This window comes from Arthrobacter sp. OV608 (assembly GCA_900110595.1).
Classification (GTDB): Bacteria; Actinomycetota; Actinomycetes; order Actinomycetales; family Micrococcaceae; genus Arthrobacter.
Genome location: FOEZ01000002.1, coordinates 19,550 through 32,534, shown reverse-complemented (window position 1 = coordinate 32,534; position 12,985 = coordinate 19,550). Strand labels below are relative to the sequence as shown.

Here is a 12,985-nt window from a genome sequence, read left to right as displayed (position 1 = left end):
GGCTACGGTGCTGCGTGCCGGCCCACCCAGTCCACCAGCGGCCGCAGCTCATCCCACAAAGCAGCAATCTCCTGGAGGGCGGCAGGAGTGGCCAGCCACGCCGGCTGTCCCAGGTCGGTGGCGGCGGAAAGGGATTTGTGTTTGAGGAGTTCGGCCCTGGCGTGATCCTGCGGGTACCCGCGCGGGACGGTCTTGAGCTTCTCTCCCTCCACCATAAAACCGGCAGCCGCCACGGCTTCGACAATGTGCCGCAGTGATTCGCCCGTTCCTGAAGCGTCCACCGAGTTGCGATACCGGGCCAGCTGGGCCGGGGTGTGGGAGTGGTATCCGCCGCCCACCAGGAGTCCGTCCGCGCTGACCTGAAGGTAGAAGCCCACTCCTTCCTGGACGGACGCAAAGGCGCCTTGGGCGGTTTTGTAGGGCGACTTGTCCTGGGAGAACCTGATGTCCCGGTTTGGCCTGAAGATTTTGCCGGGACCAAATCTGGGCTCCAGCCCGGCCAGCAATGCGAGGAACGGCTCCCGGACCAGCGTCTGGTAGCGGTCCTTGTTCTCCTGCCACCACTCGCGGGTGTTGTTCTCCTGCAGCTCCTGGTAGAACTCGAAGGCGCCGGCGGGGATGCCTTGGAAAGTTGTCATGCGTCGATCCTAGGGACAGCAGCCACCGGCGGCCATGGCGAACAATACCTATGTGGAAAAAGAAAAAACCACCCCGCCACGGAAACCCGTGACGGGGTGGTTTTCAGCAACTCAGAGAGGGGCTGGATCAGCCGATCTTGTTGGCGGCTTCTGCCTCGGAGAGCGGTGCAGCGCCGAGGTTGGCGCGCAGCTTGGCGCCGAGTTCGGCGTCAACGTTGGTCCAGTACTGGATGGCGCGTTCCTTGATGTCGGAGCGCTTGACGCCGCCCACGGCACCGGTGATGGTGTCCAGGAAGCGGGCCTTTGCGGCGTCGTCGTAGACCTCGCGGTACAGCGCGCCGGCCTGGACGAAGTCGCTGTCCTCGGCGTGGAGGGAGTGCGCGGCGAGGGTCAGCTCGCCGTCGTTCTCCCAGCCTCCGGCCGGGTTCTGCGGCTCAAGCGCAGCGGGACCGCCGAAGGTGTTCGGGGCGTAGACCGGAACCGAGGGAGCGTTGAACAGGTAACGTCCGGCGCCGTCCTGGCTGTAGTTGTTGACCTGGTTCTTGGGCTGGTTCACCGGGATCTGGGCGTGGTTGGTGCCCACGCGGTAGCGGTGTGCGTCCGCGTAGGAGAAGATGCGGGCCTGCAGCATCTTGTCCGGGGAAGCGGCGATGCCCGGCACGAAGTTCGACGGCGCGAAGGTGGCCTGTTCGATCTGCGCGAAGTAGTTCTCCGGGTTCCGGTTCAGCTCCATGGTGCCCACCTTGATCAGCGGGTAGTCAGCATGCGGCCAGACCTTGGTCAGGTCGAACGGGTTGAAGCGGTACGTCTTGGCATCCTCGTACGGCATGACCTGGACGTGCAGGTCCCAGGACGGGAAGTTGCCGGCTTCGATGTTCTCGGACAGGTCGCGGATGTAGAAGTCTGCGTCCGAACCGGCCAGGGCTTCAGCCTGCTCGCCGGTCATGGAGTTCACGCCCTGGTTGGACTTGAAGTGGTACTTGACCCAGAACCGCTCGCCCTCGGCGTTGATCCACTGGTACGTGTGTGAGCCGTAGCCCTGCATTTCACGCCAGGAGGCCGGCAGGCCGCGGTCACCCATCAGCCAGGTGACCTGGTGGGCGGACTCGGGGGACAGGGTCCAGAAGTCCCACTGCATGTCGGCGTCGCGCAGGTGCGTGCCGGGAAGGCGCTTCTGGGAGTGGATGAAGTCCGGGAACTTGATGCCGTCGCGGATGAAGAACACCGGGGTGTTGTTGCCCACGAGGTCGTAGTTGCCCTCAGTGGTGTAGAACTTCACGGCGAAACCGCGGGGATCGCGCCAGGTATCCGGGGAGCCGTTCTCGCCCGCAACGGAGGAGAAACGGATCAGCATTTCGGTCTCGGCGCCCGGCTGGAGGAAGGCTGCCTTCGTGTACTTGGACACGTCCTCGGTGGTCTTGAACGTACCGAATGCACCGCCGCCCTTGGCGTGCACTACGCGCTCCGGCACCCGCTCGCGGTTGAACTGGGCGAGCTTTTCCACCAGGTAGTGGTCCGTCAGGATGATGGCACCATCGGCACCAACTGACTTCGAGTGCGCGTCGGACGTAACGGGGGCACCTGACTGGGTTGTTGAAATGGCAGTCATTGTTCTCCTATTTCTGTGTTTCTTCTGAGTGACGATTGGAAGGAAGTTGTTGGGACTGCTGGCAGTCCTGGCAGATGCCCTGGTACATCACGTCGGCGATCTGGATGGTCATCGGCTTAGCGTTTTCATCCCAGTGGGGCGTGAGGCAGGGCGCGTGGCCCACGGCGCAGTCCACGTCCTCAACGCGGCCGCAGCTGATGCAGATGGCGTGGTGGTGGTTGTCGCCGACGCGGGTTTCATACAGCGCGGGGGAGTGCGGCGGCTCGAAGCGGCGCAGCATGTGCAGGTCCGTCAGGTCACCCAGCACCACGTAAACGGACTGGGCTGTCAGCTCGGGGAGCTCGGCACGGGCGGCGGCCAGGATGCTCTCCGCCGGGGAATGGGGGTGGCGTTCGACGGCGGCAAGGACCGCCAGCCGCTGTTTGGTCACCCTGCGGCCGTGGGCGCGCAGGGCGGCAGCCCATGCCTCCTGGCCATCAAAGTGCTCCGTCATGGCTCCATTGAAACACTTATTCTGAGTTTCTCACAATAAGGCTTGGCTAACCTCGCGTGGAGGGTCAGAGGCGCCGGCGACATTAGGGTTGCAGGGTGGGGAAACTGCTTGCTGACATCACGCCGCTCAAGGAGAGCCGTGCCTTCCGCCGGCTCTGGCTCGGCTCGGCCGTATCCGCCGTCGGAAGCCAGCTCACCCTGGTGGCAGTGAGCCTGGAGATCTACCGCCTGACCCAGGACAGCTTCTATGTGGGACTGCTGGCCGTCTTCGCCCTGGTGCCCCTGGTATTCGGCGGGCTCCTGGGTGGATCCATCGCCGACTCCCACGACCGGCGCCGCGTGGCGCTGCTGGCCAGCACGGTCATGTGGCTGACCACTGGCCTGATCGCCCTGCAGTCCTGGCTGCACCTGGGCAACGTTTGGGTCCTCTATCTCCTGGTGGCAGTGCAAAGCGGCGCGCAGGCCATCAACCAGCCCGCCCGCAGCGCCATCCTTCCCATGCTGATCCGCCAGGAACTGCTGCCGGCGGCGAACGCCCTGAGCATGATGTCCTTCGGCCTTGCCCTGACTGCCGGGCCCCTGCTGGCCGGCGTGCTGGTGGCATGGGTGGGATTTGGCTGGACCTACACCATCGACTTCGCCAGCTTCGCCCTGGTGCTGTGGGCCGTCTACCGGCTGCCGCCCCTGCCGCCGTCGGGAAGCCCCGGCAGGCCGGGCATCCGCTCGGTCATCGAGGGGTTCCGGTTCCTGGGCACCCGTCCCAACCTGCGCATGACTTTCGTGATCGACCTGGTTGCCATGATCCTCGCCCAGCCGCGCGCGCTCATGCCGGCTATCGGCGCTGTGATGATCGGCGGCGGCGAAGCTACGGTGGGCATACTCCTTGCCTCAACAGCCGTGGGAGCGTTCCTGGCCGGGCTGTTCTCGGGCCCCCTGGGCGCTGTCCGCTGGCAGGGGAGCGCGGTGGTTTTCTCGGTGATGGGGTGGGGTGCATCCATCGCCGCGTTTGGCTTGGTGGCGGTGCTCGCCGGCCGCTCCCCGGACGGGGAGGTTACCTTCTGGCTGCTTCCGGCTGCACTGTGCTGCGCACTGGCTGGAATCGCCGACTCGATCAGCAGCGTCTTCCGCAACACCATCCTCCAGGCCGCCGCGCCGGACCACCTCCGCGGCCGGCTCCAGGGTGTGTTCATCGTGGTGGTGGCAGGCGGCCCCAGGATCGGCGATCTGCTGGCCGGCGGCGCCACCAAGATGGTGGCCGAGGGGTGGGTCCTGTTGTTCGGCGGGCTGCTGTGCATTATGGGGGCGTGGCTGGCGGCGAGGCTGCAGCCGGGATTCCAGAAATACGACGCGCGGAACCCGGCTCCGTAGAAAGCCGTTTCCATAGATGAGCGAGGAGGAATCGTGCACAAACACTACAACGGACTGAAGACGGCGGTGCTTTTCGGCGTGCTGTGGGCGGTGCTGCTTGGCCTCGGAGCCCTCATTGGCGCCAGCACCCGCAGTTCGGCTCCTATCTGGATTATGGCGCTGGTCGGAGTCGGGACCACGGCGTACGGCTACTGGAACAGCGACAAGATTGCCATCCGGTCCATGCAGGCCTACCCGGTCACGGAAGCGCAGGCGCCGCAGCTGTACCAGATTGTCCGTGAGCTGTCCGTGCGCGCCAACCAGCCGATGCCGCGGATCTACATTTCGCCCACCATGAATCCGAACGCCTTCGCCACCGGCCGGAACCCGCGGAACGCCTCGGTCTGCTGCACCGAAGGAATCCTGCAGCTCCTGGACGCCCGCGAACTCCGCGGCGTCCTGGGGCACGAACTCATGCACGTCTACAACCGCGACATCCTCACCTCGTCCGTGGCCGCCGCCGTCGCGGGCGTTATCACATCGGTGGGCCAGATGCTGCTGTTCTTCGGCGGCGGCGACCGGCGGAACTCGAACCCCCTGGCCATGATCGCCATGGCCCTGCTGGCGCCCTTCGCGGCGTCGCTGATCCAGATGGCCATCTCCCGCACCAGGGAGTACGACGCCGACGAGGACGGTTCCGCGCTCACCGGCGATCCGCTGGCGCTCGCCTCAGCCCTGGCCAAGATCGAGCGCGGCGTCAGCATTGCGCCGCTGCCGCATAATCAGCGGCTGGTCAACGCATCGCACCTGATGATCGCAAATCCGTTCCGCGGCGGCGCCATCAACAAGCTGTTCGCCACGCACCCGCCCATACGGGACCGGATTTCGAGGCTGGAACGGATGGCCGGCAGGCCGCTGCGCTGACCCAGGTTCCTGCGACACGCATAGAGGCTGGCGCTGCCCATATTCCGGGTGCGCCAGCCTCTTTGTGCGGCGGCAGAACTTTGCGCGTCGAAACCGACGGCGGGGGCTGCTAGCTGCGGAAGTTCACAAACTGCAGGTCGGCCTCGTCGAAGTCCTTCAGCAAGGCCATGGTGGCCTGCAGGTCATCACGGGACTTGGACGTAACGCGCAGTTCGTCGCCCTGGATCTGGGACTTGACTGACTTGGGGGCTTCGTCGCGGATCAGCTTGTTGATCTTCTTGGCCAGGTCCTGCGCGATGCCTTCCTTGATGGAAGCCTCGAGGCGGAACTCCTTGCCCGAGGCATACGGCTCACCGGTGTCAAGGGACTTCAGTGAGATGCCGCGGCGGATCAGCTTGGACTGGAGCACGTCCAGTACCGCCAGGACGCGCTCTTCGGAGTTTGCCTTCATGAGGATCTTCTCGCCGCTGAAGTCCACTTCTGCACCGACGCCCTTGAAGTCGTAGCGCTGGGCCAGTTCCTTCTGTGCCTGGTTGAGCGCGTTGGCCACTTCCTGTTTGTCCACTTTGCTTACGACGTCGAACGTTGACTCGCCTGCCATGACTCTCCTTGTGCTGGTGGGGGCCTTGTCCGCGGACAGGGCCGGGATCGCTGCATTCCAGCCTAATACGGATGTCGCTGATGAGGGGGAGCCGTATTTCACAGTTCCCTCTCAGCGGACATCCCGGGGGAACGAAGGAGGCGGCGACAGAGTTGAAGGAGTTGGAACTGCACGAAAGGAACACCATGCACCGCAAAGCTGTCCACTACGTCACACGAACCACATCAGCGGCAGCCGGGGCGGTTGCCACGGCAGCAACCTCGGTGGCGGCAGCGGCGGTGGCAGCGTCCATCATTTTCAGCCCGGTAGCGGATGCGTCCTCACGTCTGGACGGCGTCCGCGAGGACCTGCTCCGGGCGGTGCAGTTGAACCAGATCACCGAAGAGCAGGCCGTGAAGTTCGAGGCGAAGCTGGCCGGCCGGATTCTGGGCGAGGCCTGACAGCAGCCTTAGGGACCGCCTCGAAGGGCGGGAAATCCGCGCCGTTCCGGGCCGCACAGCGCCGATTCGATTCTTCGGCGGAAGTTCTGTAAAGTTGTCTTGCCCGCGGTTACTGGAAGCGGAACGGCCCGGAAACGGACGTCCTGCAGACTGCATCTACGGGTACTTCTTTTGAAGTTCGGCAGATTACCCGAGCGGCCAAAGGGGGCTGACTGTAAATCAGCTGGCAACGCCTACGGGGGTTCGAATCCCTCATCTGCCACCCAAGGAAAAGCCTCCGGAACCACAGGTTCCGGAGGCTTTTTCGTGTTTGCGAGCCGGCCCCCATCAAGGTGGCGCAGCACCGGGCGACCCGCCATCACGTCCTGCACCAAATCGGGCAACCCGCCATCACGTCCTGCACCAAATCGGGCATTCCGCCATCACGTCCTGCACCAAATCGGGCATTCCGCCATCACGTTTGGGGCCAGAGGAGTTATCGAATGCACAAGGCGGCGGCAGCACCGCCGTCGGACTTCATCAGGAAGTGATGGGGCGATGCGGCAGTAGCGGCAGGAGGTGATGGGGGGGATGCGGTAGATGCGGCAGGTGATGGTGGCGCGTTGCAGTGAAATCGGCAAAGCTTAGCCATCGCCCATTTCCCGCGCCTTTGCTGGGAAGCAGGCCCCTCCCTTAAACACGTTTTGTCCTATAAACCCCAGGTTCCCGAGCTGTCCCCAGAGGCGGTAAAACCGTCGTCGACATGACAGTGGCACCGGCGTAGTCTGGCACCATCGGCGCAGGTGCCCGATGCCCTGCGTCGATCAAAGAATCGATAAAGGAGGACAAATGAGTGCCGTACGTGAATTCATGACTACGGACGCGCAGTGTATTAAGGAAAGCCAGTCCCTCGCAGATGCTGCGCGGATGATGCTGGACCTTGACTGCGGATCGTTGCCGATCTGCGGTGACGACGGCAAGTTGAGGGGCATGATCACCGACCGTGACATCGTGCTCAAGTGCGTGGCCGCCGGGCGCGATCCCCGCGAAATGATGGCCCGCGATCTCGCCTCGGGCAAGCCCTACTGGATCGACGCCGACGCGAACGTTGATGAGGCCATCACCATGATGGAGAGCCACCAGGTCCGCCGGCTTCCTGTCATCGCCGACCACAAGTTGGTGGGGATCCTTAGCCAGGGAGATATCGCCCGCAATTACTCCGAACAGCGCGTGGGCGAGCTGGTGGAGCACATCTCCGAACGCAAACGGATGAACGCTTAGCCGGGAAATTTTCATCAACCAACGCCACGGAGGTCCCTCCGTGGCGTTTCTTGATGCCCGGTCCTGGCCTTGTCCGCAGCTCCCCGCCTTGAAGGTTAGGAACTGCGGACAAGCTTATGAATCCTCGTGCGCGGCAGGAATCTTCAGTTCAGCGCAATCAGGAGCATCTGGCTGGTTCCCGGGATGCACGTCTGCAGGATGGCCCGGGGGAAGCCGCCAAACACATTGATGACATCGTTGGTGGTCCCGGGGTTGGGTACCTGCCCGCGAGCCGTCACCGTGTACGTTCCGTAGCCCGGGATGCTCACCGTCTCACCCACGCCGATTCCGGAGAAGCGGGCCCAGCCGCCGCAGAAATCATGTTCGGTGATAAAGAGTGAGTAGCCGTCGTTGGGCGTGAAGTGGATGGGCCCGATGCAGGCATCGACCATGGACTGTCCACCGGCGCCGGCAACATAAATGGTCCGGACGGCTGGAGCGGCCGCAACCGGGGCAGGCGCCGGAGCAGCTGCCGGTGCCGGTGCGGGGGCCGAAGCAGGAGCGGGAGCAGAAACAGCAGCAGGTGCCGGTGCGGCAATGGCCGGACCCGTCAGGACCAGTGTCTGGCCCGGGACGATGATGCTGTACTGGCCCAGGCCGTTCGCGGCAAGCATGGCGTTCATGTCCACCCCGAACCGCCCTGCAATTGCACCGACGGTATCGCCGGGAACCACGGTGTACTGGTTTCCGTCGGGCGCCGCTGCCGGTGCCGGTGCCGGTTCAGGAGCGGGTGCGGGCTCGACGGCGGGCGGCGGCGGTGCTGCCTCCGCCGGCGCTTCCGGGGCAGGCGCGGCAGGCGCAGCAGCAGCGGGTGCCTCGGCTGGTGCTTCTGCCGGTGCCTGGACAGATTCCGCGGAACCGGAACCGGCAGCATCGGCCTGCGTGCCCTGCGCCTGGGAAACAGCCTCGGCAACGGGAGCCGCCGCCGTCGTACCTGCCGGAGCGATGGTGACGGGCGCGGCAAGGGCTCCCACTCCCACCGCCGCCACAACGGCAGCGGTGGCCATCCCCGCCCACAGTTTGTTGCTGATGGTGGAGCGGCCCGCCGTCAGGTCGGAGCGGGGGACGTCGGTGGCGAAACTACGGCTCGGACCGTCGGGGGTAGAGAAGTATGGCTGGTTCATGGGTAGCCCATCGAGGTGCGGTCCGGCCAGGCAGCTGCGGGTGCAGGAAGCGGGGCAGGACGGATCGAGGTGTGACGCACCGGCGGCCCAGCCTTAGGCCAGGCCGCCGCCGGCGCATGATGGAGGCGTCCGCATACCCAGAAAATACGGAGCTCCGCGAGAAGGCACTGCCATCCGGAAGCCACCCGGTGAACAGGCCAGCACATGTTCGGTCCTAGGAATCCCGAGTCTAGGAAGTGCGGCGGGGCGCATGCACCAGTAGGGATTACCCGAATATTTTGGACCGGTACTTGGGAGTGCGGTCCCGGACACTCAAAATCGTTCCTGCGTACTACCTGCTGCTCCGGGCGCGGATGCTACCGGCTCTGCCGGCCCTTCAGCTCCGCAATCTCCCGGCGGAGCATGGCGATTTCCGCAACCAGGTCCGCCAGTTCGGCCCGCACGGGCTCCTCGGCCTCGGCCACCGCTTCGGCGGTGTCCTCCACCCGCTGGACCAGCCAGGACGCAATGGATGCCGTCACCACACCGAGAACCGCGATGCCGCTCATCATGAGGGCTGCTGCCACCACCCGACCGAGAGGCGTTACCGGGTACATATCCCCGTAGCCCACGGTGGTGATGGTGGTAATGGCCCACCACAGGGCATCGCCGAACGTCAGGATCTTCGCGTCCGGCGCAGACTGCTCCACGTCCAGGACGGCGAGGGCGCCCACAAAGACGAGCATGGTTGCCGATCCCGCCACGTACGTAACCACGCGTCCCCGTAGAGTGTCGCCCAGCGTCCGGTGCAGGACGGACAACAGGGTCACCAGCCGCAGCAGGCGAAGTGGGCGGAAGAATGGCAGGGCCACAATCAGCAGCTCATGCAGGTTCCGGACGAACCAGCTGCCCCGGTCAGCGGCGAGCCAGAGGTTGGCCACGTAGTCCACGGCGAAAATACCCCACGTGGTCCACATGACGGCCTCCAGCCAGAAGGCCGCGCTGCCCTCTATGCGGCCGATGACCTGCGACGCATACGCTGCCAGGAAGATCAGTGCCGTCATGGTGAGCGGCCAGTCCGCCAGGTCCCGATAGCGTTGTTGCGTCATGGAGGAAATCCTACGTGGAGGCTTATCAGCCTTGATGTCTGGCTGACCCGAACGTTACCCGCAGGTAACATGAGTGAATGCACTTGCTGTTGCGAACCCTCCTGCTGCTCATCACCTCGTCGCGCCGGCGGCCGCTGACCGTCTGGGACCATTCGTCGCTGCCGCTGCGTGTGCTGCCCACGGACATCGACATCGCCATGCACGTCAACAACGGGATGTACCTGTCCCTGATGGACCTTGGCCGGTTCGACCTGATGGTCCGTTCCGGCGTCTGGAAGCGGATGCGGCGGCGGGGCTGGAGCCCGGTCGTGTCCGCGGAAACCATCTCGTTCCGCAAGTCCCTGCAACTGTGGCAGCACTACACCATCGAAACCAGGATCATCGGGCTGGACGCGAAGGCCATCTACTTTGAGCAGCGTATGGTGGCCGACGGCGAGATTTACGCCCGCGCCTACATCGCCACCCGCCTGGTCCACCAGGGCCGGCCCGTCAGCCAGGAGGAGACCCTGCGCGAGTTTGGCGAGCCCCCCGCCGACCTGGTTCTTCCCGAATGGGTCCATGAGTGGCGGGCCTCCAGCGCGCTGCCCGGGAGCCGGACCCCGGCGCCGCACGCCTGGGCCTAGACGTCCCTGGCCGTCTGCCCGGCGGACTTAGGCGCCCACATCACGCCGTTCGAGTGCGACGGCGGCGAGCGCCACGAGTGCCGCGGCGATGCCCCACAGCCACCCGGCCGCAGCCCAGTCCGCGCCGTTGGCAACGGGAGAGTTGCTGTACGCCCAGTGGTACGGGCTCAGGTCCAGCAGCCACTCCACGTCCTGGCTCTGGCGGCCTACGGCGTTGAACACGTACCCGAGCACCCCCACCGCAGCCCCGGCGAAGATGCCGTGGATCCTGCGGCCGGTGATGGTACCCACGCACAGGGCGGCGGTGCCGCTGAGCATTGCCAGCCCGGCGAACAGGACGGCGGCACCGAACAGGTTGCCCGGCTCGATCCCCAGCCGGGAGGGGCCGTTCAGCAAGGACACCAGGACAAAGACCATGCCAGCCAGGATCAGTACCCGCAACAACAGCGCCAGGGCCCGTTCCAAGACCACCTGGACCCGCCGCACCCCGTGGGCGAGCGTCAGCTCCAGCTGGCCGGACTCCTCGTCGCCGCCGACGGCCGCCGCTCCCCATGCCACGGAGGCGATGGTCATTAGCAGGAAGCCGATCAGGCCGAACAGGGTGGCCTGCGTATAGCCGGGGCCGGTGGCGATCTGGTCATAGTTAAGGGCTTTGGTCATTTCGGCGGGCAGGGCGTTGATCATGTCCTGCATCAGGGCACTGCCGCCAATGGAGGGGTACAGGGGCAGGTAGAGGAACGCTGCGGCCGCCAGTCCAGCGGCCCAGGCGAGCGTGGACCGCCACGTATCAAAGAAGGCCCGGCGGAACAGCGGGAGGGTTGTTTTCACTGTGCTTCCTCCGGCTGGGCGGAATACATCTTCAGCACGGCATCCTCCAGGTCGGGTTCCTCCAGGACCAAGTCGGTCAGCTGCAGGGATCCCAGGATCCGCACCAACGGCTGGATGGGGCCTTCCAGCAGGGCGGACAGCGTGACCGCGCCGTTGGACTCCAGCACCTCCACTTTCCCGACGCCGGGAACACCAGTCAGCAGCGCAACGGCGTCGTGCGCCGTTATTCCGGTAGCGGTGATGCGGACGCGGCGCACTGCACCTTCGCGAAGCCCGCTCACCGATTCCACGGCGATGATGTGTCCGTCCCGGAGGATGGCCACCGTGTCCGCCGTCTGCTGGACCTCGCTCAGCACGTGTGAACTGAGGAAGATAGTCTGGCCCCGGTGCCGGGCTTCCCGGACCATCGCATGGAATTCCTGCTGAACCAGCGGATCCAGGCCGCTGGTGGGCTCGTCGAGGACCAGCAGCTCGGGCTGGTGCATAAAGGCCTGCAGCAGGCCGAGCTTCTGTTTGTTGCCCTTGGAAAGTTTGCGTGTGTGGCGGTCCAGGTCCAGTCCCAGGCGTTCGGCCAGTTCGTTGATCCGGCCGGCAGGAACTGGACCGCTCACCGCCTCATAATGCGCCAGCAGCTTGCGGCCGGTCACCCGGCCCTCAAGGAACAGCTCGCCGGGCAGGTAGCCGATGCGGCGCCGCAGCTCCGGCCCGCCCTTCCGCGGATCCACACCCAGCACCCGCACTTCGCCTGCCGTGGGGCGGATGATGTCGAGGAGGCAGCGCATGGTGGTGGTCTTCCCGGCACCGTTGGGCCCGATCACGCCGAACACCGAGCCAGCTTCCACCGCGAAGTCGATCCCGTGCAGCACCTCGCGGCGGCCAAAACTCTTGGTCAGGGACCGGGCCGAAATCGCGATAGCCATAAGCCCTCCCGTGGACCGCGCCGAACGCTGATGACCCTCAGAATAGGCGCCCGGGTGCAAGCTGTATATGCGCCGGGCACTCTTATTCCCGATGACGCGGGGAGCGAACAAACGGCCCTGGCCAAGACATCCCGGCCACGCACGCGTACGGTTGAAACATGGCTACCGTTGACATCACTGGCGAACAGTTCGCATCAACCATCGAAGGCAACGACATTGTCCTGGTGGATTTTTGGGCAGAATGGTGCGGCCCCTGCAAGCAGTTCGGGCCCACGTACTCCGCCGTTTCCGAGAAGCACCCGGATGTCCTCTTCACCAAGGTGGACACAGAGGCCGAGCAGCAGCTGGCCGCCGAGGCAGGCATCTCGTCCATCCCCACGCTGATGGCATTCCGCGAAAAGGTGCTGGTGTTCTCACAGCCCGGCGCGTTGAACTCCCAGCAGCTGGAACAAGTTGTGGACGCCGTCAAGGCCCTGGACATGGACGAGGTCCACGCCCACGTGGCACGCCAGCGCGAAGAAGCAGCCGCGGCCAGCAAGTCGGCGGGACCGCAGGACGGCTCCCAGATCCCGGATCTTTAAACCTTTTTTAACTGCAACGCGGGGTCACTTCGCGCCCAAAAACTTTGGTTCTTTGGGCGCAAAGTGACCCCGCGTTGTGCGTGAAAGGGGCTACAGGCGTTCCAGCTTGACCGGCTCGGCCAGCAATGCGCTCAGGGACTCGTTCAGGTCCTGGACGGCGATGCCCTTGGAGTGCTTGGCCAGATCCTCCTCCGAGGCCCACTGTTCGGTCAGGACCAGCTTGTCCTCGGTGGCTTCGGTCAGCTCATAGCGGATGCAGCCGGGTTCGTTCACCACCTCGTCAATGGCGATTTCCAGGGCCAGCTTTACACGGTAAAACTCGCCGTCGTTGGGGATGAATGTTGCCTGCAGGTCAATGGGAGAACTCATGGATTTCACAATACCGGCCACCGGCTGCAGCCCCGCTCCTGTTTACGCGGCCCATCCGACTGTTGCACTGCTTCAATCCTTTGATTGCCCGGGGCCGCTTGG

The 12,985-nt window shown here is 64.9% G+C and carries 15 protein-coding genes and 1 tRNA gene; 7 read left to right on the top strand and 9 right to left on the bottom strand.

Translation table 11 applies throughout. The features are described 5' to 3' along the window. Positions 1-2: 2 nt before the first annotated feature. The 3 genes from BMX78_RS02935 to BMX78_RS02925 all read right to left on the bottom strand — a co-directional run bounded on the left by BMX78_RS02935 (position 3) and on the right by BMX78_RS02925 (position 2,740). The gene (locus BMX78_RS02935; protein ID WP_091416165.1) at positions 3-638 is read right to left on the bottom strand and encodes a DUF2461 domain-containing protein; all 636 of its coding nucleotides are present in this window, start codon (positions 636-638) and stop codon (positions 3-5) included. Between the two features lie 127 nt (positions 639-765). After that, positions 766-2,247 (bottom strand): catalase, encoded by a 1,482-nt coding sequence (locus BMX78_RS02930; protein WP_091416162.1) that lies wholly within the window; start codon positions 2,245-2,247, stop codon positions 766-768. Positions 2,248-2,254: 7 nt separating this feature from the next. Next, entirely contained in the window at positions 2,255-2,740 is a 486-nt protein-coding gene (locus BMX78_RS02925; RefSeq protein WP_091416160.1) for a Fur family transcriptional regulator, read from the bottom strand. A 95-nt stretch (positions 2,741-2,835) separates the two neighbouring features. On the opposite strand from BMX78_RS02925, the gene BMX78_RS02920 reads away from it, so the two are divergent. Both BMX78_RS02920 and htpX read left to right on the top strand, forming a co-directional pair. Next, a complete protein-coding gene (locus tag BMX78_RS02920) occupies positions 2,836-4,107 on the top strand; it encodes an MFS transporter (protein WP_091416158.1) in 1,272 nt (423 codons plus the stop codon). A gap of 33 nt (positions 4,108-4,140) precedes the next feature. Next, positions 4,141-5,010: a zinc metalloprotease HtpX gene (gene htpX, locus BMX78_RS02915; RefSeq protein WP_091416155.1), complete on the top strand. Its 870-nt coding sequence runs from the start codon at positions 4,141-4,143 to the stop codon at positions 5,008-5,010. A gap of 109 nt (positions 5,011-5,119) precedes the next feature. On the opposite strand, the gene BMX78_RS02910 is transcribed toward htpX, so the two are convergent. Continuing rightward, the gene (locus tag BMX78_RS02910) at positions 5,120-5,611 is read right to left on the bottom strand and encodes a YajQ family cyclic di-GMP-binding protein (protein ID WP_050054209.1); all 492 of its coding nucleotides are present in this window, start codon (positions 5,609-5,611) and stop codon (positions 5,120-5,122) included. A gap of 185 nt (positions 5,612-5,796) precedes the next feature. Between BMX78_RS02910 and BMX78_RS02905 the strand changes: the two genes are divergently transcribed. The 3 genes from BMX78_RS02905 to BMX78_RS02895 all read left to right on the top strand — a co-directional run bounded on the left by BMX78_RS02905 (position 5,797) and on the right by BMX78_RS02895 (position 7,311). Continuing rightward, positions 5,797-6,051 carry a hypothetical protein gene (locus BMX78_RS02905; protein WP_091417050.1) on the top strand — a complete coding sequence of 85 codons (255 nt, stop codon included), beginning with the start codon at positions 5,797-5,799 and terminating at the stop codon, positions 6,049-6,051. 180 nt (positions 6,052-6,231) lie between these two features. After that, positions 6,232-6,313: transfer RNA gene (locus BMX78_RS02900), tRNA-Tyr, on the top strand. A 566-nt stretch (positions 6,314-6,879) separates the two neighbouring features. Next, on the top strand, positions 6,880-7,311 hold the full coding sequence (locus BMX78_RS02895) for a CBS domain-containing protein (protein ID WP_091416152.1): 432 nt from the start codon (positions 6,880-6,882) through the stop codon (positions 7,309-7,311). Positions 7,312-7,454: 143 nt separating this feature from the next. On the opposite strand, the gene BMX78_RS02890 is transcribed toward BMX78_RS02895, so the two are convergent. Both BMX78_RS02890 and BMX78_RS02885 read right to left on the bottom strand, forming a co-directional pair. Continuing rightward, positions 7,455-8,474 (bottom strand): LysM peptidoglycan-binding domain-containing protein, encoded by a 1,020-nt coding sequence (locus BMX78_RS02890; protein WP_091416150.1) that lies wholly within the window; start codon positions 8,472-8,474, stop codon positions 7,455-7,457. Positions 8,475-8,830: 356 nt separating this feature from the next. Beyond that, entirely contained in the window at positions 8,831-9,562 is a 732-nt protein-coding gene (locus BMX78_RS02885; RefSeq protein ID WP_091416147.1) for a potassium channel family protein, read from the bottom strand. Positions 9,563-9,639: 77 nt separating this feature from the next. On the opposite strand from BMX78_RS02885, the gene BMX78_RS02880 reads away from it, so the two are divergent. Beyond that, positions 9,640-10,185, top strand: a complete 546-nt coding sequence (locus BMX78_RS02880) for an acyl-CoA thioesterase (protein ID WP_091416145.1) — start codon at positions 9,640-9,642, stop codon at positions 10,183-10,185. Between the two features lie 27 nt (positions 10,186-10,212). On the opposite strand, the gene BMX78_RS02875 is transcribed toward BMX78_RS02880, so the two are convergent. Together BMX78_RS02875 and BMX78_RS02870 are read right to left on the bottom strand one after the other, a co-directional pair. After that, positions 10,213-11,013 carry an ABC transporter permease subunit gene (locus tag BMX78_RS02875; protein WP_091416142.1) on the bottom strand — a complete coding sequence of 267 codons (801 nt, stop codon included), beginning with the start codon at positions 11,011-11,013 and terminating at the stop codon, positions 10,213-10,215. Then, positions 11,010-11,933, bottom strand: a complete 924-nt coding sequence (locus BMX78_RS02870; protein ID WP_091416139.1) for an ABC transporter ATP-binding protein — start codon at positions 11,931-11,933, stop codon at positions 11,010-11,012. Before BMX78_RS02870 ends, BMX78_RS02875 begins: the two co-directional genes overlap by 4 nt. Positions 11,934-12,091: 158 nt before the next feature. On the opposite strand from BMX78_RS02870, the gene BMX78_RS02865 reads away from it, so the two are divergent. After that, positions 12,092-12,514: a thioredoxin family protein gene (locus BMX78_RS02865; protein ID WP_091416137.1), complete on the top strand. Its 423-nt coding sequence runs from the start codon at positions 12,092-12,094 to the stop codon at positions 12,512-12,514. 90 nt (positions 12,515-12,604) lie between these two features. On the opposite strand, the gene BMX78_RS02860 is transcribed toward BMX78_RS02865, so the two are convergent. Beyond that, a complete protein-coding gene (locus BMX78_RS02860; protein WP_091417048.1) occupies positions 12,605-12,883 on the bottom strand; it encodes a putative quinol monooxygenase in 279 nt (92 codons plus the stop codon). Positions 12,884-12,985 lie beyond the last annotated feature (102 nt).

What these genes read in the sequence shown, in the direction of transcription:
- BMX78_RS02935 (WP_091416165.1), bottom strand. Translation starts at nt 638, where the DNA reads ATGACAACTTTCCAAGGCATCCCCGCCGGCGCCTTCGAGTTCTACCAG.
- BMX78_RS02930 (WP_091416162.1), bottom strand. Translation starts at nt 2,247, where the DNA reads ATGACTGCCATTTCAACAACCCAGTCAGGTGCCCCCGTTACGTCCGAC.
- BMX78_RS02925 (WP_091416160.1), bottom strand. Translation starts at nt 2,740, where the DNA reads ATGACGGAGCACTTTGATGGCCAGGAGGCATGGGCTGCCGCCCTGCGC.
- BMX78_RS02910 (WP_050054209.1), bottom strand. Translation starts at nt 5,611, where the DNA reads ATGGCAGGCGAGTCAACGTTCGACGTCGTAAGCAAAGTGGACAAACAG.
- BMX78_RS02905 (WP_091417050.1), top strand. Translation starts at nt 5,797, where the DNA reads ATGCACCGCAAAGCTGTCCACTACGTCACACGAACCACATCAGCGGCA.
- BMX78_RS02895 (WP_091416152.1), top strand. Translation starts at nt 6,880, where the DNA reads ATGAGTGCCGTACGTGAATTCATGACTACGGACGCGCAGTGTATTAAG.
- BMX78_RS02890 (WP_091416150.1), bottom strand. Translation starts at nt 8,474, where the DNA reads ATGAACCAGCCATACTTCTCTACCCCCGACGGTCCGAGCCGTAGTTTC.
- BMX78_RS02885 (WP_091416147.1), bottom strand. Translation starts at nt 9,562, where the DNA reads ATGACGCAACAACGCTATCGGGACCTGGCGGACTGGCCGCTCACCATG.
- BMX78_RS02880 (WP_091416145.1), top strand. Translation starts at nt 9,640, where the DNA reads ATGCACTTGCTGTTGCGAACCCTCCTGCTGCTCATCACCTCGTCGCGC.
- BMX78_RS02870 (WP_091416139.1), bottom strand. Translation starts at nt 11,933, where the DNA reads ATGGCTATCGCGATTTCGGCCCGGTCCCTGACCAAGAGTTTTGGCCGC.
- BMX78_RS02865 (WP_091416137.1), top strand. Translation starts at nt 12,092, where the DNA reads ATGGCTACCGTTGACATCACTGGCGAACAGTTCGCATCAACCATCGAA.
- BMX78_RS02860 (WP_091417048.1), bottom strand. Translation starts at nt 12,883, where the DNA reads ATGAGTTCTCCCATTGACCTGCAGGCAACATTCATCCCCAACGACGGC.